This window comes from Alistipes montrealensis (assembly GCF_018362775.1).
GTDB classification, from domain to species: Bacteria; Bacteroidota; Bacteroidia; order Bacteroidales; family Rikenellaceae; genus Alistipes; species Alistipes montrealensis.
Window position 1 is genome coordinate 605,083 of record NZ_JAGYXY010000002.1, and the last position, 19,526, is coordinate 624,608.

Annotated in this window: 16 protein-coding genes and 1 tRNA gene; 4 read left to right on the top strand and 13 right to left on the bottom strand. The window is 58.4% G+C overall.

Going from position 1 to position 19,526, the window contains the following annotated elements; genetic code table 11:
• Nucleotides 1–21: 21 nt before the first annotated feature.
• Genes KG007_RS05620 through KG007_RS05655 form a run of 8 tightly spaced genes read right to left on the bottom strand, consistent with a single transcriptional unit; the run spans nt 22 to nt 9,356 of the window.
• The gene (locus tag KG007_RS05620) at nt 22–1,140 is read right to left on the bottom strand and encodes a glycosyltransferase family 4 protein (RefSeq protein ID WP_213347646.1); all 1,119 of its coding nucleotides are present in this window, start codon (nt 1,138–1,140) and stop codon (nt 22–24) included.
• Nucleotides 1,137–2,333 carry a glycosyltransferase gene (locus KG007_RS05625; RefSeq protein WP_213347647.1) on the bottom strand — a complete coding sequence of 399 codons (1,197 nt, stop codon included), beginning with the start codon at nt 2,331–2,333 and terminating at the stop codon, nt 1,137–1,139. The genes KG007_RS05620 and KG007_RS05625 overlap by 4 nt, the downstream gene beginning before the upstream one ends.
• Nucleotides 2,330–3,220, bottom strand: coding sequence for a glycosyltransferase family 2 protein (locus tag KG007_RS05630; RefSeq protein ID WP_213347648.1), 891 nt, complete (start codon nt 3,218–3,220; stop codon nt 2,330–2,332). The genes KG007_RS05625 and KG007_RS05630 overlap by 4 nt, the downstream gene beginning before the upstream one ends.
• Nucleotides 3,221–3,224: 4 nt before the next feature.
• Nucleotides 3,225–4,766 (bottom strand): O-antigen ligase family protein, encoded by a 1,542-nt coding sequence (locus KG007_RS05635; RefSeq protein ID WP_213347649.1) that lies wholly within the window; start codon nt 4,764–4,766, stop codon nt 3,225–3,227.
• Between the two features lie 34 nt (nt 4,767–4,800).
• Nucleotides 4,801–6,993, bottom strand: a complete 2,193-nt coding sequence (locus KG007_RS05640) for a GumC family protein (protein ID WP_213347650.1) — start codon at nt 6,991–6,993, stop codon at nt 4,801–4,803.
• 12 nt (nt 6,994–7,005) lie between these two features.
• Nucleotides 7,006–7,818, bottom strand: a complete 813-nt coding sequence (locus KG007_RS05645; protein WP_195458928.1) for a TolC family protein — start codon at nt 7,816–7,818, stop codon at nt 7,006–7,008.
• 3 nt (nt 7,819–7,821) lie between these two features.
• A complete protein-coding gene (locus tag KG007_RS05650) occupies nt 7,822–8,991 on the bottom strand; it encodes a sugar transferase (RefSeq protein WP_213347651.1) in 1,170 nt (389 codons plus the stop codon).
• Nucleotides 8,988–9,356, bottom strand: a complete 369-nt coding sequence (locus KG007_RS05655) for a response regulator (RefSeq protein WP_195458924.1) — start codon at nt 9,354–9,356, stop codon at nt 8,988–8,990. The genes KG007_RS05650 and KG007_RS05655 overlap by 4 nt, the downstream gene beginning before the upstream one ends.
• A gap of 288 nt (nt 9,357–9,644) precedes the next feature.
• On the opposite strand from KG007_RS05655, the gene KG007_RS05660 reads away from it, so the two are divergent.
• A complete protein-coding gene (locus tag KG007_RS05660; RefSeq protein WP_213347652.1) occupies nt 9,645–10,043 on the top strand; it encodes a response regulator in 399 nt (132 codons plus the stop codon).
• A complete protein-coding gene (locus KG007_RS05665; RefSeq protein WP_213347653.1) occupies nt 10,040–12,067 on the top strand; it encodes a sensor histidine kinase in 2,028 nt (675 codons plus the stop codon). The genes KG007_RS05660 and KG007_RS05665 overlap by 4 nt, the downstream gene beginning before the upstream one ends.
• A 251-nt stretch (nt 12,068–12,318) precedes the next feature.
• Here KG007_RS05665 and KG007_RS05670 read toward each other — a convergent pair.
• Nucleotides 12,319–12,393 (bottom strand) — tRNA-Thr (locus tag KG007_RS05670).
• Between the two features lie 130 nt (nt 12,394–12,523).
• Between KG007_RS05670 and KG007_RS05675 the strand changes: the two genes are divergently transcribed.
• Nucleotides 12,524–13,996, top strand: a complete 1,473-nt coding sequence (locus KG007_RS05675) for a carbon starvation CstA family protein (protein WP_195458918.1) — start codon at nt 12,524–12,526, stop codon at nt 13,994–13,996.
• Nucleotides 13,977–14,669 (top strand): tetratricopeptide repeat protein, encoded by a 693-nt coding sequence (locus KG007_RS05680; RefSeq protein ID WP_195460051.1) that lies wholly within the window; start codon nt 13,977–13,979, stop codon nt 14,667–14,669. Before KG007_RS05675 ends, KG007_RS05680 begins: the two co-directional genes overlap by 20 nt.
• Nucleotides 14,670–14,757: 88 nt before the next feature.
• Here the strand turns inward: KG007_RS05680 and KG007_RS05685 are convergent, their stop codons facing one another.
• From KG007_RS05685 to KG007_RS05700, 4 genes are all read right to left on the bottom strand, one after another.
• The gene (locus tag KG007_RS05685; RefSeq protein ID WP_195458917.1) at nt 14,758–15,333 is read right to left on the bottom strand and encodes a thymidine kinase; all 576 of its coding nucleotides are present in this window, start codon (nt 15,331–15,333) and stop codon (nt 14,758–14,760) included.
• A gap of 322 nt (nt 15,334–15,655) precedes the next feature.
• Nucleotides 15,656–17,131 carry a hypothetical protein gene (locus tag KG007_RS05690; protein WP_213347654.1) on the bottom strand — a complete coding sequence of 492 codons (1,476 nt, stop codon included), beginning with the start codon at nt 17,129–17,131 and terminating at the stop codon, nt 15,656–15,658.
• Between the two features lie 12 nt (nt 17,132–17,143).
• On the bottom strand, nt 17,144–18,055 hold the full coding sequence (locus KG007_RS05695; protein WP_195458913.1) for a DUF4843 domain-containing protein: 912 nt from the start codon (nt 18,053–18,055) through the stop codon (nt 17,144–17,146).
• A gap of 10 nt (nt 18,056–18,065) precedes the next feature.
• Nucleotides 18,066–19,514, bottom strand: a complete 1,449-nt coding sequence (locus KG007_RS05700) for a RagB/SusD family nutrient uptake outer membrane protein (protein WP_213347655.1) — start codon at nt 19,512–19,514, stop codon at nt 18,066–18,068.
• Between the last annotated feature and the right edge of the window lie 12 nt (nt 19,515–19,526).

Genomic DNA, 19,526 nt, shown 5'->3' on the forward strand with positions numbered 1-19,526 from the left:
ATTTTTACAAAGATACGGAATTTACGGGATGAGTTGTTCGTAAAGCGCCAACAGTTTTCGTGCGGTCTGCTCCCAGGAGAAAAGCTTTACCCGTTCGAGTCCGTAGGCGATTTTTTCGGCGCGGAATGCGGCGTCGGTTTCGAGCCGCACGAGGGCGTCGGCGATTTCCGACGGTGCTGTCGGGTCGACGAGGATGGCCCCTTCTCCTGCGATCTCGGGGATCGCCGAGGTGTTCGACGTGACCACGGGGGTTCCGCAGGCCATCGCTTCGAGTTGCGGGATGCCGAAGCTCTCGCGCAGGGAGGTGTAGAGGAACGCCGCTGCACCGTTGTAAATGGCCGGGAGGTCGCTGTTGGGAATGTATCCCGGTATGCGGAGCATCTTTATCAGCTCCGGTTCCCCGATCTGCTGGAGGATCGATTCCGCGGCCTGCACCGTGAGGTCGGCGACCAGCAGCGGCAGCGGACTGGCCGAGCGGCGCACGTATTCGGCATAGGCGCGCAGTGTCCCCGGGGTATTCTTCTTGGGATCGGTGTTGCCGAGAAAAAAGAGGTATTCCGGGTCCGGGAGGTATTTTTTCGTAACTTCGGCCGCGTCGTCCATCGGCCGGAAGCGCGTGTTGTAGCCGTTGTGGATGGCGGTAATCCGCTCGGGGTCGAGACCGAGGGCCGTGCGGATGCGGTCGCATTCGAATTGAGATACGGTGATGATTTTCCGGCATTTGGGCAGGATACGCGGAACGACCAGGCGGCGGTACTGCCGCCCGAGCGACTGGTAGAGCGACGTGTTGCGGGCGGCCTGTTTTTCGAGGAAGATGATGTCGTGGAGCGTCACCACGAGGGGCGTCGATCCCCACACCGGGGCGGTGTTGCTCGTGCAGTGCAGCAGGTCGGGCCTGATGCGTGCCACGGCCCGCGGCAGCGCCCATTGTTCCCACAGGGGATACGACGGGCAGCGGAGCGTCAGGATATGCACGTTGGGCGTCTCCTCCAGACAGCGGTCGGGACCGTCGCCCACGAGGATGAAGTATTCGTTCCGGGTGTCGAGCCGTTGCAGGCAGCGGATGGTTTCGAGCGCTACGAAGTCCATGCCGTGTTTGTTGGGGCGGAAAATGCGCTGTGCCTCGATGGCGATTTTCATGGAGCGGGTTCGTTTTCTTTCGGGGCGGCGTCGGCGGCTCCGGTATGTTGGGTGTGGATGAACTTGTCCTTGGTTCCGCCGAGACGAAAGAGGTTGGCGACGGTGAGCAGCACCAGAACCGGGATTCGGCGCAGGGCGTGGCCCAGTTTGGCGTCGGCCTGGTCGTCGGGCAGGGCCATCGCCATCGCGAAGAGCAGCAGCAGTACGGCGACCCACCATTTGACCGACCCCCACGGGTCGAGGATAGTCATCGCGACGGCCCACATCGGCACGAGCCCGATGAGCAGCATCCGCGGGGGCAGACACCACTGCACCAGTTTGTCCACATAGTCGTAATTGGCGCTGAACAGGGCTGCCGGCAGGTTTTTCAGGGCCGAGCCGAGGGCGTAGAACTGGGCCGCAATCCAGCGCCGGCGCTGGTTATAGTAGGCTCCTTCGGCCTGCACTTTTTCGTCCAGTACGAAGAGGTCGTCGAGGTATTCGATAAAGATGCGCTGCTGCAAAAGCAGTACTTCGAGTTCCTTGTCTTCGCCCGAGGTGCAGCATTTGCGGATATTGTCACGGAACCAGTCGTAGCGGAAAGCCATTCCCGAGCCGATCAGCGCCGACGAAAGGCCCAGCGCCACGTGGCCGCGGCGGAAAATCGAATTGTTGATCTCTTCGCTGGCGGCGTCCAGCACCGCCGTGTCGCTGTCGCGGTTCTTGGCCGTGCGGTGGGCCTGTACGGCTACGATGCCTGCGTCGAAGACCTCGTTGATGCGTACGGCGAAACTCCCGTCCACGAGGTTGTCGGCGTCGAGGATCGTGACGATCTCCGCCGCATCGGGACCTAGCCGGTCCACGGCGGCCGTCAGGGCTTTGGCCTTCGAACTGTTTTCGAAGGTGACTTCGATCACCGTCAGGGGAAGTTTGCGCAGTTCCCCGAGCGTTTCGGGTTTCAGTTGGTCGGCGATCACCACCACGCGGTGCAGCTCCGCGGGATATTCCTGCGCGAGCGCCGCCTGCGCCGTGCGGACGATCACTGCGTCGGCCTTGTAGGCGGGAATCAGCGTCACTGTACGGCGTTGTTTGCGAGCCGGGGGATAAACGTCTTTACTCCGCGGCATCGAGAAGGCCGCAAAGAGGAAGAGGTAGAGCACCGGGAGCAGCAGTGCCAGGACAAACAGCCAGTCGATGATGGTTACCGCGATCATTCTTTTCCGGTTTTATGGCGCAGGAAATCCCGGCAGCCGCGCAGGGCGGCTGCTGCGAGGTCCCTGCGGCCGTGCAGCAGGGCTGCGGCGACGCTTTTGGGAAGCGCTACGCCCAATTGGTAAATTATCGAAAGCCTCCGTGCCGCGCCGCGCCGGTTGCGGCGGGCGAACAACAGGCGGTTGCGTGTGAGGTAGTAGCTCCTCAGGGGGCTTTGCTGGCCCGTGGTGGCGCTCTCCTTGTGGAAAACGGTCGCCCGCGGATCGTAGACGATGCGGTAACCTGCTTCACGGAGGCGTTCCGACCAGTCCAGTTCTTCGTAGTAGAGAAAATATTCTTCGGGCATCGGCCCGGCCTTTCCGACCGCCTCGCGCCGTACCATCATCGCCGCGCCGTGGGCGTAGGGCGTCTCGTGCGGAGAGTCGTAGGAACCGTCGTCGGGTTGTCCGAATCCGATCAGCCCGTTGCGCAAGGTGATGCGCGTCAGGGGCGTGTAACCCGCAAACTGGATGGCCTGCGGAGGCGTCCAGAAGCGGATTTTGGGGCAGACGGCGCCGATCGACAGGTCGGCGTCGAGTGTCTCCGCGAGGTGGTGCAGCGTGTCGTCCGTCACCTCGGTGTCGTTGTTGAGCAGCAGCAGGCAGTCGCCCGTGGCCGCCCGGATGCCGAGGTTGTTGCCGCCTGCGAACCCGAGGTTCTCGTCGCTGCGCAGGACGACGATGTCGGGATAGCGTTCCCGCAGCAATGCGGCTTCGTCGCGCGCCGAACCGTTGTCTACGACGACGATTTCGAGCGGAGTCGTAACGTGCCGGCGCAGCGAGTCGATCATCGCCGCCGTGAGCGCGAATCCGTTGTAATTGACCGATATGATGGATATGCGTGCTTTCATGCCGTTACTCTTTTGCCAATGTCGAGGGAAGCGCCGTCCGGCTGCGGGGGTTCAGGGCCAGGAGGTTTTTGCCGGGAACGGCATGCTTCTCCAACTCGGCCTCCTCCAGCTCCTTGTCGAAGCGCGGGGAGAGGAAAATAAAGGCCATGCTCATGTAAATAATAGCGCCCGTGGGAATCTGCCCCAGCACCTCGTTGCCGTAAGACATCACCACGACGCCCGAGATGCCAGAGATGAGTGCCGCCGTAAGTCCCCGCAACTGGTTGTTGCGCAGCCGGAAAGCCACCAGGAAGGCGCCCCGGCCCAGTATGTAGAGCAGGATGCCGATGTGCAGCAGCAGCCCGACGATGCCGGTTTCGACCCAGATCATCACGAACCACGAGTCGGTGGGAATCTGCGACAGCGGCGCATTCGGGGCGAAAACCTTGGCCTTGCCGCCGCCGTGTCCGAGGCCTGCGCCGAAGGGTTTGTCCTTCATCAGCGCGCGGATCCGGTCCTGGTTTTCGAGGCGCACCTGGAACGAGGCGTCCTGGGTGTTGAAGGCGCTTCGGGCGCGGCGGATGATGGAGTTGCCTTGTCCGATGCTTGTGAAGTTGAGGAAGATGAAGGCTCCGATAATCAGGATTACGCCTGCCATCACCATCCGGAAATTACGCGAGAGCACCACGAATACGGCATAGCCGGCAAAGGGAACGGCCAGAGCGCTGCGCGTTCCGGAGATCAGCATGCCGTAGCATGCGGCCGCGGCCACTGCCAGCAGGTAAATTTTCATCCACCGGTTTTCGTAATAAAGCGCCGAGATCGAAAAGACGACCATTGCCAAACCCATTCCCGCACCGAAATTCGCCGCGTCGCTGTACACCGAGAAGTAACGCACGCCGGTGTAGATGATGTGCGTGACGGATCCGCCCTCGACGAAGAGCCAGTAGTTTTCGGCCGCGTTGAATCCGACGTATTTCTGGACGAGGGCCTTCAGTACGGCGATGAGCGTCAGCACCGACCACACCACCAGCATGGCTTTCAGGTATTTGTAGCGGGCCATCGTAAGTTGCGTGAGCACTACGATCAGGAAAAAATAGAAAGCCAGCGAACGGATGGCCATGGTCCATCCCTTGGGCGAGATGCTTTGGGGATTGAAGAGTTCGAGTACGCAGTAGATCATCCAGATCGCCGAGGCGAGGGTCACTCCCGTAGCGGCGCGCCGCCACTCGACCCGTTGCACGAGGGCCTGCATGAGCACCATCGCCACGTTGAAGAAGATCGCGCCGTCGAGGATCAGTCCGACCGGAACGCCGTGCAGGAACTCGCGGCCGAGGTACATGATGAAGTAGTTGAGCACCAGCATACCCAGCATCGAGACGGCCGGGTTGCGGAGCGAGAACCACAGTGCACAAAGGCCTATCGGAAGCATCGACACGGCGGCCCCCGCCGGCAGTCCGTAATGGGTGAAGGCGTAGGCGATAACGGTTACGCCTCCGGCAATGAGCAGTCCCACGGCTATGCGGGGAATGCTCAGCGAGGCAGTTATGTTACCGTGAAGTTCCATCCGCAACGTGTTTGCTGAATTCCGTGCGGACGGATTATTTTACCGCGGTGAATCCGAACTGGCTGATCTGATAGCCCAGCCTGCGCAGGCGGCCGAAGGGCGGGAGCAGGCCCGTGAAGGTCTGCACGACATCGCGGCTCGCGTAGTTGAGGAAGAGCACCGTGGGGGTCTCCCCGGCCATTTTCTCGCCCTTTTCGAAGAGCAGTTGGTCGGTGTCCTTCCAGGTGCGGTTGGCGGGGGCTACCACGATGTTGAGTTCCGCGCTTTGCAACAGTTCCTTCGATACGGGGCTTTCGTTCAGGGGCGGGTATTCCACGAGCACCACGTCGGCCTCGGCGAACGGAATTTCGCCTTCGGCGTCGTGGACGAAGTCCCCGAGCCGCCCGGCGAGCAGGTAATCCCGCTGATGGGCGTCGAAATCCTTGTTCCACGACACGGTGCGCACCTTCATGCCCGTTTCGCGGAAATGGTCGGCGAGGTATTCGACGAGGGTCGATTTTCCGTCGCCCGGCTCCGTGGAGAGGATATTCAGGATGTTGGGCCGTTTGCCCGGATCGAAATAGTTGAGCACGGCATTGCCCATGAAACGGGACGAAATCTGCCGGTATTGCTGGGTGTAGCGCCGCTGGCCGAACCGGCCCCGGCCCGGGAAAGCCCCGATGACCTTGCCGCCGGTGATGCGCTCGGCGCGGATCTTGTCGCGCAGCGTGCGGTCGAGCAGTTCGAGCAGGATGAAGATGCCGAGAATGAAGACCAGCGTGCAGAAGAACGCCGCGGCGACCATCATTTTGCGCTTGTTCGGCTCGGCCGAAATGGGCAGTACCGGCGGGTTGATGATTTTGAGCGTCGCCGAGGTCATTTGCAGGTTTTTCTGGCGCAGGCGTGCCGTGTTAAGCGCCTGGAGCATAGAGAGGTACGACTGTTCGGTGAAGCTGATCAGGCGGTTTTTGCGTTTGAGCGTCGAGCCTACCGGAGCATATTGCACGTAACGGTCGTCGAGCGATTTTTTCCACTCGTTCACCACCTCCATCTCGGCCTGCGATTTGGTCGAGAGCAGTACGGCGTCGAGCCACTGCTGGACCAGCGATTCCGTGGAGATGCCCTCCTTGGTGTATTGCTGTTGGGAGATGGCCGCGGTGATTTGGCGCAGGCTGTCGGTCGCCAGTTGCATCCGGGCTTGCAGGCGTCCCACGTCGATGGGCTGGATCACCGGCTGCCGCCCCGATGCGGGGTCGGGAATAAAGGCCTCCGCGGCAGTGATCTGCGCCTGCAGGTCGCTGATTTTGTGGAGCTGTTCGACGAATGCCGCATTGTTGTGGTAGATTTGCAGGTTTTCGAGTTGTGCCTCGATTTTCTGCCGCAGCGATTCCGAACTGTTGAGGTTCAGGCGCGTCTCCTCGTAACGCAGCTCGAAGTCGCGTGAGAGGATGGCGATGTGTTTGGTCTGCTCGTCGTAGTTGATGATCAGGTTTTCGACGCTGTAATCGCGCAGCGAATCCTCCTGCTCGCGCAGTTCGTTGCCCACGCGGGCCAACTCCTGTTCGAAGAACTTGATGACGCTGTTGGTTTCGCCGTAGCGCAGTTCCTTATACTGGTTGACGAACTCGTCGTTGAGGATATCCAGCGTGTTGTAGACGACTCCGGGGTCGTCGTTTTCGTAGCTCAGTTCGAGCATGTCGCTGTTGGCGATGCGCTTAACCTCGATCTGGCTCAGCGCCTGGTAGCTGTAATAGCGGTGCGTCCAGTGGAAAAGGCCGTAGACGTGGTTGCCGTGCTCGGGAACCTCGTAATCGAGGAGATTCTGATAGGTTTTCTGTTCGCTGCTGCGGTCGATCAGGGCCAATACCGCGGGAGGCGTGTGTTCGATTTCGCTCCGGTAGTTGCGGGCGTAGATGTAGCCGTTTACATCCTTTTCGGGGTCGCCGTTGACCATATTCCGGGCATAGAGGCGCAGCGAAACGTTGTGCAGCGTCGATTGCGACTTGATGATGTTGATCAGGTTGTCCATCGCGTTGTTGATGATGTTCCAGTCCTGACGCGATCCTTCGCCGTTTTCGAGGTCGTAACCCGACACGATTCCGGTGTAGATGGTCGATGTCGAGCGGTAATAACGCGTTTGCCGGCCCATATAGAAGTAGACCAGCAATCCGACCGCCACCGGGCAGATGATGAGCCACCATTTGATCCGATAGAGGAATTTTATAATGTATGCGATATATGTCGTCATGTGCGGGGCGTTTTATTTTGTCGGGGCGGGTTGGCTGATGATCGGAGTCTTCGAGAGTACTTCCAGTTGCAACAGCGCCTTGTTGAGCAGCGAACGGGTCTGTTCGTATTCGCGGACGGTCGAACTTTCGATGCTCTTCTGGCGGCTGAGCGTCTGTGCGTCGATCTTGCCGTTCACGAAATCGGCCTCGGCGGCAAGGGACTGCGCCTTGGCGGCCACCATCGAACGGGCCGAAGTCTCCAGCAGCGAGAGGTTTTCGACAGCCGAGGTGTAGCATTCGATAATCTTCAGGCAGATTTCGTCGTACCAACTGTTCATCTCGTACTCGATGCTTTCGAGCCGCTTGCGCTGCTGCTTGATGCGGTTGCGGCGGTTGAAAATCTCTTCGAGCGGCAGCGAAATGCCGGCTCCGACGGTCCACCAGGCCTGGGTTGTTCCCGTTACGTTCTGAATAATCGGGAGGTTTATGTCCTGGTATATCTGGCTGTTGACATCCGTCGATCCGTAGCTGTACTGGGCGTTGAGCTTGATGTTCTTGAGCCACGAGCGGCGCAGAGTCTTGATCTCACGCTCCTCCTGTTCCTTGGTCGAGGCGAACTGGTTGACCTGCGGCGAACGTTCGCGGGCGTTTTCCAGCAGCACGTAGAGGGGCGGCAGATGAAGGTTCATATACGATTCGGCCGACATCCGTGCCAGGTCGGTGTATTCCGAGTAGACTGCCGGTGCGGCCGTCGTGCTGTCGCCGGTATGCTGCACGTCCGGAGCCTGCGCCCGGAGCAGGGCCGGGAGATACATCAGGACGGGTAAAAGCAGGAACTTTTTCATGGTTTAAACATTTTCTTTCTGGATGAACGCCGTGAATGTACGCAGTATTATCTTCAGGTCGAACCAGGGTGACATTTTCCGGGCGTATTCGATGTCGAGCTGCTTGCGCTGCTCGGGCGAGAGTTTGCCGGCTCCGCCGCGTTTCTCGACCTGCCACAGGCCCGTAAGGCCCGAGGGGCACATGAAACGTTCGATGTATTCGTCGCTGGTGAGGCGTTCGGCCTCGTAAAGCGGCAGGGGGCGGTTGCCCACGACCGACATGTCGCCCCGCAGGATGTTGAACAACTGCGGCAGCTCGTCGATGCTGTATTTGCGCAGGAAACGGCCCAGCCGGGTGATGCGGGGATCGTTCTCAATCTTCACGAAGGCGTTTTCCTGCTCGGTGTCCACGATCTGCTGGTGTTCCTCTTCCGGAATCGCGAAATCGTCGGCGAAAAGCATGCCGCTTTCCATGTCGGCGAGCAGCTTCTTCATCTCTTCCTCGTCGAGCGAAATTTTCGATGCTTCGGCGTTTTCTTCGTCCGAGGCATACTGGTTCAGGTCGCTCAGTTCCTTGAGACGCTGATCGGCGTCGGAGCGCATCGAGCGGAACTTCAGGAAGTCGAAAACGCGGTAGTTGCTGCCCACGCGCTTCGACCGGTAGACGACCGGTCCCGGGCTGTCGAGCTTGACGGCGATGGCTACGACGAGCAGCAGCGGCGAGAGCACGATGATCGCCCCGAGCGAAGCCGCGATGTCGAAGGCACGTTTCCAAAGCGGCATCCGGAAAACCCGCACCTCGTCGTTTTGGTGTACGACGGGCTTGTGCGAGAAGGTGTAATCGGTCATGAACCGCAGCGTGTGCTGGAAATCTTCGTCGGAAACGTCGCCCGCTACGGCGCTGTTGACTCCGGCGCGCAGGTAACTGCGGCGTTCCTCGTCGCGGAGTTGGGCCGAAGTGATCAGAATAATACCCGTTTCGGGGAACCGCGACCGCAGGAAACGGATGTTGCTGTAATCGGTTCCGGCGTCGTGCTGCTCGTAGAGGACGTAGGCGTGTTCGGCATGCAAGGCCGTGAGCGCAGTCATCGCCGAAGCGATGTCGCTGACAACGCGCATCTGCCCGCCGGTGAGTCCGGCGAATCGGGTCGTATGGTCGCCCCGGCCTTTTATGTAAATAACGGGGTATTTCAATCGAGAATCTTTTTGATGCGTATTTTCAGTTCCATCGGGTTGAAGGGCTTGACGATGTAGTCCTCCGCACCCTCTTCCAGCAGCCGGATGCGTTCCGAGGTGCTGTCCTCGCTCGAAAGCATGACGACCGGGATCTGCCGGAAAAGCTCGTTGTGCTTGAGGTAGGCGAGGAATTCGTCGCCCCGCATCTCGGGCATGCGGATGTCCGAAATGATCAGGTCGGGCATGTTGCCCTGGTTTATCCACCCGATGGCTTCAACGGGATTTTGTTTGTAATAGCAGTCGTAGTCCGCCTGGAGGTATACGTAAAGGATTTTTGCGATCTGTTCTTTGTCGTCGACGATCAGCACCTTTTTTTTGTTCATGTTACTGTTGATTTATCCTGATTTTCCGGCCTTGCCGGGTGTTTAGCGTATATTTGAACGTAAAGATAATGATATAAATCTGAATCTTGCATGCAAATATCGGTAAAAAAAATGAAATGTATACTATTCGGGGCAAATAGCCTATCAAAAACGGCCGATTTTGGCTGTTTTTTGCCTTCTGAAATCCTTTTTCCGGAGTAAATAGTAATAGGTATTCAAAAAATTGTTAACTTTGTAACTGATGCGGTCCCCGGTTCTACTCCGGAAACCCTAAAATTTGCACGGTCTATGGAGTGTGAACACAGCGGCGTCCCTTCGCGGCGCCGGATCCTTGTCGCAGAGGATAATCCGAGTAACTATAAACTCGTCGAGGTGTTGCTTCGGCGGGACTATGACCTCGTTCATGCGGTAAACGGGGCGGAAGCCGTCGAACTTTTCAAGGCACAGGGTGCAGACCTCGTGCTGATGGACATCAACATGCCCGTCATGGACGGTTACGAGGCGCTCCGCCTGATCCGGGAATTGTCTGTCGACGTTCCGGTCATTGCGCTTACGGCCTATGCTTTTGAAACCGACCGCCGGCGCATGTTCGAGGCCGGTTTCAACGAATGTCTTGCAAAACCCCTCCGTGTGGACGAACTTCGCAACAGGGTCGCCCAAATGTTGGAGGGAAATAGAAACCTATGAGAAAAAACTACGCGATAAAACCAGGCTGGCTGCTGCTGCTTTGCTGCTGCATCCAGTTGCTGCCCGCATTCGTGCAGGCGCATGAAACCCAGGGGCGCGAGAGTATTCTGATCATTTCGTCGTATAACCCCGACACGCGCCGCATGTCGAGTTTCATCACCGATTTCGAACAGCGCGTCGTTGCGTCGGGCGTTCCGTGCGACATTTACGTCGAGACGCTCGAATGCAAGGGCATTGCCGATGCGCCGCAGTGGATGTCCCAGATCGACAACCTGATCACGCGTTACGAGAACCGCCAGTTGCGGGCCGTCGTGCTGCTGGGGCAGGAGGCGTGGGCCTCCTTCGTGTCGTTGGGCCGTATCCCCGAGGGGGTGATGTGTTTCAGTTGCTTCGCCAGCGAAAATGGCGTCATGCTGCCTGCGCCTCCCGATTCGTTGCAGACGTGGAAACCCCGCATGGTCGATTACCAGGGGATGAGCGACAGCCTGAACATGGTGGGCGGCATGCTCAACCGGTACGACATCCGGCGTAATATCGACCTGATTCGTACGTTCTATCCCCAGGTGGAAAATATCGCTGTCGTGACGGACAATACCTACGGCGGCATTTCGTTGCAGGCCCTTGTGCGCGAGGAGTGGAAGGATTACCCCGACCTCAACCTCGTGCTGGTGGACAGCCGCGACGGCGAGGAAGCTGCATTCCAGACTTATGCGTCGCTGCCGCCCCGTTCGGCCGTGATGCTCGGTACATGGCGCGTGGGCAGCGACGGCGAGTATTTCATGCAGCGGTCGCTGAACGACCTGGTGCAGGGCAATCCCCGCATCCCGGTCTTTTCGGTGACCCGTACGGGTATCGGCGACGTGGCGATCGGCGGTTACGTACCCCAATATGAAAACGGTGCGGAGATCATCGCGGCACAGATCAAGGATTATTACGATACGGGCAAACTCGACAAGACCCATTTCCATACGAGCAAGAACCTCTATCTGTTCGATTCGCGCAAACTCAAAGAGTGGAAGATCGCCGAATACGCCCTGCCCAAAGGCAGTGTCATCGAAGATACGATGGCGGCCAAGTTGTCGAAATACTCCCACTACATCGAATTGCTGGTGCTGGGTATCGCCCTGCTGGGGCTTCTGCTGTTCTTCGTGACGTGGCTGTTGCTGCGTATGCGGCGGCTGAAGCTCACGCTCGAGGAGCGCGAGGGACAGTTGGTCATCGCCCGCGAGAAGGCCGAGGAATCGGATATGCTCAAATCGGCGTTCCTGGCCAACATGAGCCATGAAATCCGTACGCCGCTTAATGCCATCGTGGGCTTCTCGTCGCTGATGCAGAGCGAGGAACTCTCGCAGGAGGAGCGTGCCGAGTACTGCGCCATCGTGGTGAACAACTCCGAGATGCTGCTCACGCTGCTGAACGATATTCTCGATATTTCGTCGCTCGAATGCGGCAAGATCAAGTTCAACTACGCTTCGGAAGATATCGTGCAGATTTGCCAGCACGTGATGATGACTACGGCCCATACGCGTCAGGAGGGGGTCGAAGGCCGCCTGGAATGCCCTGTCGAATCGTTCATGCTGACCACCGATGCCCACCGCCTGTCGCAAATCCTTATTAACCTGCTCACCAATGCCGGTAAGTTTACTTCCGTAGGCAGTATCACGTTGGGTGTGGAGATCGACAAGGAGCGTAACGAGGTGCTCTTCTCGGTGGCCGACACCGGGCCGGGTATCCCGCTCGACAAACAGGAGATGGTTTTCAACCGCTTCGAGAAACTCGACGGCAACAAGAAGAAGGGTACGGGACTGGGCCTTGCCATCTGCCGCCAGATCGCCATGATCGTCGGGGGCCGCATCTGGGTGGACCCCAACTATACGGCCGGCGCCCGCTTCGTTTTCGCACATCCTATCGGTCTCGACCCCGGTGGAGAGAACCGTGAGGGGGGGGGGGGATTTCAACCCTGTAAGCAGCGCAAGTCCCTCTCTGTGAACAAAGACGGCGGACTGTCCTCCGACGATAAATAACGCCCGGAAAACCGTACATAAAAGGCCCATGATTTCATGGGCCTTTTATGTATCGGTGTGGTTGGGTTCGGTTTTCAGGATCGTCGGCAGCCCGGGACGCCGCAATGACCTGCCAGCCCCGGCTCTTGTCCTTGGCCCTGATCCGGGTATAAATCGGGACCTCTCCCGCCGGAAGCTGAAAACGAAAAAGCCTTGCTTATCATTGATAAGCAAGGCTTTTTGCGATGATGACATGACCCTTTTCACGTCTCTGGAGCTGAATCCGAGATTTGAACTCGGGACCCCTTCATTACGAGTGAAGTGCTCTACCGCTGAGCTAATTCAGCCTTTGGGGAACACGGAGGTTCCCTTTGGGATTGCAAATATCTGAAAAATATTTTTTTCTCGCAACAATTTTGCGAAAATTCTCGCTTTTCTTGCTATATTCGCGTTTAAACTGACCCCAAGCTATTCGCGATGATTACTTTCCTGGTGTGCCTGGCGCTGTTGCTGGCCGCATATTTTACTTATGGACGCTATTTGGAGCGGCTTGTCGGTATCGACCCTGCGGCCCAAACCCCATGCAGCCGGCTTTACGACGGTGTAGACTATGTACCTCTTCCCCGTTGGCGCATCTTCCTGATCCAACTGCTCAATATTGCGGGCCTCGGCCCGATTTTCGGCGCTGTGCTCGGTGCGGCCTACGGCCCCGTGGCATTTTTGTGGATCACCTTCGGCGGTATTTTCATGGGCGCCGCGCATGATTTCATCGCCGGGGTCATCTCCCTGCGCCACGACGGTGCGAGCCTTCCCGAGACCGCAGGAGTGTATCTGGGCAATGGCATGAAGATCGTGATGCGGCTCTTCTCCGCAGGACTTATGATCCTTGTCGGGGCGGTGTTTCTTTCGCAGCCTGCCTCGCTCGTCGCTAACCGCCTCGATATTCCGGCGCTCGAAGGCATTGCCTTCGGAGGGTTTTCGTGGCTGCTGCTGATTGTGTTGGGCGTGATTCTCATCTACTACATTGCCGCCACGCTGCTGCCCGTCGACAAGATTATCGGCCGGATTTACCCCGTCTTCGGATTTGCTTTGCTGTTCATGGCCGTGGGTATCCTCGTCGTGCTGCTTTTCGGCGGGGAATATACCATCCCGGAATTCACCTCTTTTAAGAACTGTATCGCCGATGCGAAAGAGTTTCCGATCGTTCCGATGCTCTTTACGACTATCGCCTGCGGGGCTATTTCGGGTTTCCACGCCACGCAGTCGCCGCTGATGGCCCGCTGCATGCGTAACGAGCGCGAAAGTCGCTCGGTCTTTTACGGCGCGATGATCTCCGAGTCGATTATCGCCCTCGTCTGGGCGGCTATCGCCATGGCTTTCTGGGGCGATGTCGCGGGGCTCAACGGGGCCATCGCCGAATACGGCGGACAGGCGGCCGTCATGGTCGATGTTATCGCCAATGCGACGCTGGGGCCCGTGCTGGCCGTCTTTGTCATCTTCGGCGTGGTGGCCTGCGCCATCACCTCGGGCGATACGGCCTTCCGCTCCGCGCGGCTGATCGTCGCCGACTTTATGGGAGTCGAACAGCGCACGCTGCGCAAACGCATTTATATCTGCATTCCGCTCTTCGCGCTGGGGCTGCTCATTATCTTTGCACTGCCGTTCCAGGCCATGTGGAGCTACTTCGCGTGGATGAACCAGACCCTCGCGGCGGTGACGCTCTGGATGATCGTCGTTTATCTTCGTCGTCGGGGACGCGGCGTCTGGGTGGGGCTCGTCCCGGCCCTCGTCATGACGTATGTCTGCGCCAGCTATATTTTCGTTTCGCCGCTGATGCTGGGCATGCAGAACCGTACGGCAGCCTACCTGCTGGGCGGCGGCGTGACGCTGGTGGTACTCCTTGCAATGATCTTCAAACTCAGAAATAATGATGCAAAAAGCATATCTTAACCCTACGCCCGACCAGACCTTCGAGGTGGTCGGCGAAGGACCCTATAACTTTGCGAAAATCTTGGCGCACACCCGTGAGATGCAGACGGCCGGCGATGTCGAAGGAGCCTGCAACGAGCGCTTCCGGGCTTTTCAGCGCCTCGCCGAGCTGATTCCCGAGGACGAGGAGGTCAATCTCGAATGGAACCACCGCAATTCGCGTGCGGCGCTGGAGCTGATCCTCGCCTCGGCCATCGACCACTTCCTGATCAATGATTTCGAAATGTCTGCGGCGCTGCTCGAAATGCTGTTGGAACTCGATCCCGAGGATCATCTGGAGGGGAGTGAACTGCTGGCTTTCGACTATCTGGCCATGGACGAACAGGAGTTGTTCGACGAGGTGATCAACGATGTTTCGGACAAACATCCCGGGCGCGAGGTGCTGTTGCTGTGGTCGGCTTTCCGCCGCGACGACAAGCTGCCCGAAGGAGAGTTGCAGCGATTCCGGACACGCTTCGCCCCCTGGTTCGCCGAATTCACCGCCGCTGAACATCCGGCCGACGAGGCGTATCTGCGCGACATCGAGAGCGAACGACCCTCGCCCGCCGCACAGGCCCGCGAACTGTGGTTGCAAACCGAGAACCTCTGGGTACTCTGGCCCGGGTTTATCGACGCCCTGCGCGCCGCCCGCTGACGAAATCGCCGGGCATTCCCGGGAAAAGAAAACCGCAATCCAGGTTTTGGGATTGCGGTTTTATCATTGTCGGCCCTGTGGCCGGGAGTTACTCTTTCCCGCCGTTCGCCAGCTTGTTGAAGCAGTGGCGGCAAATGGGTTCGTAGCTGTCCTGCGCACCGAGCATCACCTGCTTTTCGTCGCTGGTGAGACGGTGCGAATGGTGCGCGAGGTTGCCGCAGCGGACGCAGATGGCGTGAACCTTGGTGACGTATTCCGCAGTGGCCATCAGCGCAGGCATCGGGCCGAAAGGCTTCCCCGTGTAGTCCATGTCCAGCCCGGCGACGATCACACGCACGCCGTTGTTGGCCAGCCGGCGGCATACATCGACGATGCTCTCGTCGAAGAACTGCGCCTCGTCGATACCTACTACGTCGACATCGGCGGTCATCAAGAGGATGTTTTGCGGCGATTCGACGGGGGTGGAGCGGATAGCGTTCGAGTCGTGCGACACGACCTCCTCCTCGGAGTAACGCACGTCGATCCGGGGTTTGAAAATCTCGACTCGCTGGTGGGCGAACTGGGCCCGTTTCAGGCGGCGGATCAACTCCTCGGTCTTTCCCGAGAACATCGAGCCGCATACGACTTCGATCCAGCCTTTGCGGCTGGCATTTTCTAAAAACATAAGCGGTAAAATTGTTCCTTTTTGTTCGTTCGGTTTTGCTCGCCGCCGTTACGTCCGTGTCCGTCTCCGCGGCTTCTGTTTTCGTGCAGACAATCCCTCTACCCCCCCCCTGAAAAGGGGAACTTTACAGGCTCGCTTTCCGGTTTATTCCCTGCCTGCATAATTCGTCAGAGGTGTTCCTGTCAACCGGCATACAAAGATAACCTGTTTTTTCTTTTTTGCAAAGCAAAACCGGGGCTATGCAGCCTGTGGATTTCCTGAAAACGATCCGGCCCTCCCGTGAGGGAAGGCCGGATCGGAATGAGGATGGCCCGACGCGTCGTCAGTTCGATGTCGGGAATTTGTACGTCACGGCCACGGGCTTTTCGCAGATGCCGACATACTCTTTTACGGTCTTCATCGTCTTCAGGCTGTATATGTAGAGGCTGCCGGGCTTGCGGTCTTTCGCCGTCGGATTGTAGGTGGCGATCAGCAGCATGTCGTCGTCGATCACCGTCGACGAAGTCGAGGGTTTGGCGTTGCTGCAGATAGCCATGATCTGTTCGCCGTCGGGAAGTGTGATGTCCGCCTTGTCGCCCTCGGCCGGAAGCGTGGGGCTGACACTGGTCATCGCCCAGTGGTAGATTTTGTTGTCGTAGTTGTAATAGACGTTGTCGTTGAGTTTGGTCGGGATCATCGTCGAGTTGCGGTCGATCAGCGCCGGAAGGCTCTCGTTGTACTCGATCACGGTGTTCTGCGCCGAGATGCCGGAGTTCGACTTGATGACCTGGATTTTACGCGGCGTACCTTCGGTCGAACGGGCGATGACGTAGTAAGCTTCCGTCCCGACGCGCGTTCCTGCGGCGTTGACGGCCTCGAATCCCTCGGGAATGGGGAAGCCCTTGATGTTCGAGTTCGGGAAGCCGACCACGCCGTTTTCGCTGAACAGCAGTGGTACGCGCGTGCCGCTGCTTGTCGTGGCGTAGTAGCTTTGGTAGCCGTATTTCACCGGATAGGGCGTCTGGCGTACGGCCAGCAGGTCGGCCGTGAATTCGTAGCGGTAGGCTTTGCCGTCGTCGCCGATGGCATAGGAGAAGTGGCCGCGCGTGGTTTTCTCGCCCAGGATCCGGCCCGTGCAGGTCCCGTATTCCTCCATGGCTTTGACGCGGAAAGTTACCTCCATCGTCGTCGGGTCGAGGCGGTAGACCGAACCGTCGGCATCGCCCGAGGTCATGAGTATGCCCGACTCGCTGGTCGACGAGAAGACATAGACATCGCGCATGTTGCGGAAGTCGTACTGCGGGTTGATCGTCAGCAGGTCGTCCCATACCTCCTGGGCGCCTTCGGCCTCCTCCTGGGGCGAGCGTTTTTTGACGAAGGCCAGCGATCCCGCCCCGTCGTTGTCGTTGCAGAGAACGAGGTAGCCTTCGTCGAAGCCGGCCTGCACGCGCAGTTCGTAGTAATGGAATCCGATGCTCTCGCCGTTGTCCACCTTCAGGCGCAGTACATAGCTGCCGGCATTGTTGAATGTGTAGTCGAGTGTCGGCGAATTGGAAAGGAACATGGTGTCGGCCATGCCCGGAAAGTCGTCCTTGGGTTTGCCGTAGGCCCACTCGCAGTCGACCGCCTGGCCGTTTGCGCTCTCGATGCGGATTTTGTCGAGGTGGAGTTTCTCGGTCGCCTTGGTGTAGATCGTCTGGTCCAGGCCGGTTACCGTTATCGGAGCCAGTTCTCGGAAGTTTTCCTCTTCGAGGCCGTAGCAGGAAGCCAGCGCGATGCCGCAGCAGAGCGGCAAAAGGTATTTCAGCAGGTGTTTCATAGTCGCTCGCGGTTAATAGTTATAATCCGGGTTACGCCACCCCTTCGTGGTTACGTTCACCGACTTGTCGGTGTAGACTTCCGCGTCGGGGTAGTTGGTCGAATAGTAGTCGAACATGGGGCAAAGCACGTAACGCACCCATGCCAGCTTCTGGGGGTTGTTGCTGCGGACCATAAAGCCCATGGTCATCTCCGCAAGTGTCCCGGAGGTGGTGACGTATGTCTTATTATCGATATTTTCGCCGTACTGCTCGATCATTTTCTTGTAAAGCGAAGGGTTGGTTTCGCCGATACCGTGGTAGAATTCGAGCAGTTTGCGGTATTTGCCGGGCGTGAAGATACCGAGGTACATGTACCATTCGTTGTTGGCGTCGTAACGCCACCAGATCGGGCAGGCGGGTTCGCCGTCCGAGATCAGGATGCGGTAGACGTTGCGGGGTACACCTTCGAACAGGTCGTTTTCCGCGATCTGAAGCACCAGCGATGCGGTTTTTGTCAGGATTTTCTCGGTGCGTTTCACCGTCACTGCGATCTCTCCCTCCACGGCGCCTGCCGGAATGAAGAGCTGCCCCAGCGTGTAATCCTCCCCTTCTTTGGCGTCCACCAGTTCGCGGTGAATACCTCCCGACGTGAAATACGACGTGGTGTCGTGGATGGCCGTTACGGCGAACGTACGGTCGTAGTCGGCTATCGTGCCCATGAGGGATACCGTAACCTTGGCCGGAAGTTCCTTGACCGATTCGTCGAGCAGGGCGAACGATACGTCGGTCGAGATGTATTTGTCGAGGTCCGCGCCTTTGCCGGTCGAGAAATAGAGTTTGCCTTTCCGCGAAGTGTCGTATTTGAGCCAGGTATCGCCGCACGATACGAATCCCGCGGCGATACCGGCCAGCAGGATGATGTTGAATAATATATTGCGTTTCATAAGGCTTCGGTTATTGTCTGTAATTGTCTTCCACGCTTGGCGGAATGGGAATCGTGTAGGTTGCGTCGTCGGTTCCGGAGAACGTACCGGCGCCGGTGAGTTCGATGTCCTTCTGCAGGCGTTTCATGTTGAAGAAATCCTCGCCGTCGGCATAGAACTCCTTGCGACGTTCGTTGAAGATGTTGTCGGCGGTGATTTTGCCTTCGCGCTCCTCGAACGAGGTCAGGTCGCGCGAGGTCACTACGGCGTCGAGGTATTTCATCGCCTTGCCGGGATCGGTCGTCAGGTTGGCTTCGGCGACGATGTAATACATCTCGGGAATGCGGATCAGGCTCAGACCCGGGATCGAATTGCCGCTGTAAGTGGGGCTCGATTCGCCCGATGCGTACATCTTGTTGAGGTGCTTGATGCATTGCCCCGTTGCGGTGTTGAACCATGTGCTGTAACGCTTGTCGCTGCCGGCCTCGTCCGTGGCGTACACTTCGCGGTATTCGTCCGATAGTTCGATGTTGGCGCCGCTGTCGATGTGGTATGTGTAGAAATTGGAGGTGTAGGGCAGCGAATAGAGTCCGCAGATGGTCTCCTGCATGTTGAGCGTTCCGGCTTCGACGGCGTTCCAGGCTTCGGCAGTGGTCATCAGCGGGAATTTGCCGCTGTCGATCACCTTTTCGGCATAATCCGCCGCCAGGTCCAGTTTGCCCATCGTCCAGTAGGCGCGGGCCAGCAGCGCCTGCACGGCGTAAAGGTTGAAGTGGGTGATGCGGCAGCTTGAAAATCCGTCGGCGGCGTTGGTGCGCGCGGCGGTGACCAGGCTTTCGTCTTCGGCGAGATACCCTTCCGCGTCGGTCAGGTCCTTGACGATCTGTTCGAAGACTTTGTCCAGCGAACTGTAAGGGGTGACTTCGATGCCGTACTTGGTCACGTAGGGAATCGCTTTGGCCTTGGCCGCAGCGTCCCCCGAGGCGAACGACACGGCGAACAGGCGCGCCATCTCGAAGTGCAGGAACGCGCGCAGTGCGAGCAGCTCGCCCTTGTAGAGTTTCACGTGGCGGTATTCGGTGTCCGACTTGGGCAGGATGTGCATCAGGGCCTTGTTGACGTGGCCGATGACCTTGTAGCCTGCGATCCAGATATTCTCGGCGGCGGTGACGGCGTTTGTCTGCTTCCATTGGCGCTGGACGAGGTAAGCCGTGTTGTCGTTCGAGTCCACGGTGAAGTTGCCGATCATCAGTTCGGGGTACTTGAACGAGAGCATCATGCTGAACAGGCTGTTTCTGTTCGCGAAGTTGCCCATCTCGGCATAGATGCCGTAGATGGCGTCCTCACAGCCTTCGGCTGTCGAAAAGAGCTTCTTGTCAGTCACTTCCGATTTTGGGTTGACATCGAGGTATCCCTCGCAGCCGCCCAGCAGCGGGAGGAGCGCCAGTAAGATATAACCGTATATTTTTATGCGTGTCATAATTTCAGCGTT

What these genes read in the sequence shown, in the direction of transcription:
- KG007_RS05620 (WP_213347646.1), bottom strand. Translation starts at nt 1,140, where the DNA reads ATGAAAATCGCCATCGAGGCACAGCGCATTTTCCGCCCCAACAAACAC.
- KG007_RS05625 (WP_213347647.1), bottom strand. Translation starts at nt 2,333, where the DNA reads ATGATCGCGGTAACCATCATCGACTGGCTGTTTGTCCTGGCACTGCTG.
- KG007_RS05630 (WP_213347648.1), bottom strand. Translation starts at nt 3,220, where the DNA reads ATGAAAGCACGCATATCCATCATATCGGTCAATTACAACGGATTCGCG.
- KG007_RS05635 (WP_213347649.1), bottom strand. Translation starts at nt 4,766, where the DNA reads ATGGAACTTCACGGTAACATAACTGCCTCGCTGAGCATTCCCCGCATA.
- KG007_RS05640 (WP_213347650.1), bottom strand. Translation starts at nt 6,993, where the DNA reads ATGACGACATATATCGCATACATTATAAAATTCCTCTATCGGATCAAA.
- KG007_RS05645 (WP_195458928.1), bottom strand. Translation starts at nt 7,818, where the DNA reads ATGAAAAAGTTCCTGCTTTTACCCGTCCTGATGTATCTCCCGGCCCTG.
- KG007_RS05655 (WP_195458924.1), bottom strand. Translation starts at nt 9,356, where the DNA reads ATGAACAAAAAAAAGGTGCTGATCGTCGACGACAAAGAACAGATCGCA.
- KG007_RS05660 (WP_213347652.1), top strand. Translation starts at nt 9,645, where the DNA reads ATGGAGTGTGAACACAGCGGCGTCCCTTCGCGGCGCCGGATCCTTGTC.
- KG007_RS05665 (WP_213347653.1), top strand. Translation starts at nt 10,040, where the DNA reads ATGAGAAAAAACTACGCGATAAAACCAGGCTGGCTGCTGCTGCTTTGC.
- KG007_RS05675 (WP_195458918.1), top strand. Translation starts at nt 12,524, where the DNA reads ATGATTACTTTCCTGGTGTGCCTGGCGCTGTTGCTGGCCGCATATTTT.
- KG007_RS05680 (WP_195460051.1), top strand. Translation starts at nt 13,977, where the DNA reads ATGCAAAAAGCATATCTTAACCCTACGCCCGACCAGACCTTCGAGGTG.
- KG007_RS05685 (WP_195458917.1), bottom strand. Translation starts at nt 15,333, where the DNA reads ATGTTTTTAGAAAATGCCAGCCGCAAAGGCTGGATCGAAGTCGTATGC.
- KG007_RS05690 (WP_213347654.1), bottom strand. Translation starts at nt 17,131, where the DNA reads ATGAAACACCTGCTGAAATACCTTTTGCCGCTCTGCTGCGGCATCGCG.
- KG007_RS05695 (WP_195458913.1), bottom strand. Translation starts at nt 18,055, where the DNA reads ATGAAACGCAATATATTATTCAACATCATCCTGCTGGCCGGTATCGCC.
- KG007_RS05700 (WP_213347655.1), bottom strand. Translation starts at nt 19,514, where the DNA reads ATGACACGCATAAAAATATACGGTTATATCTTACTGGCGCTCCTCCCG.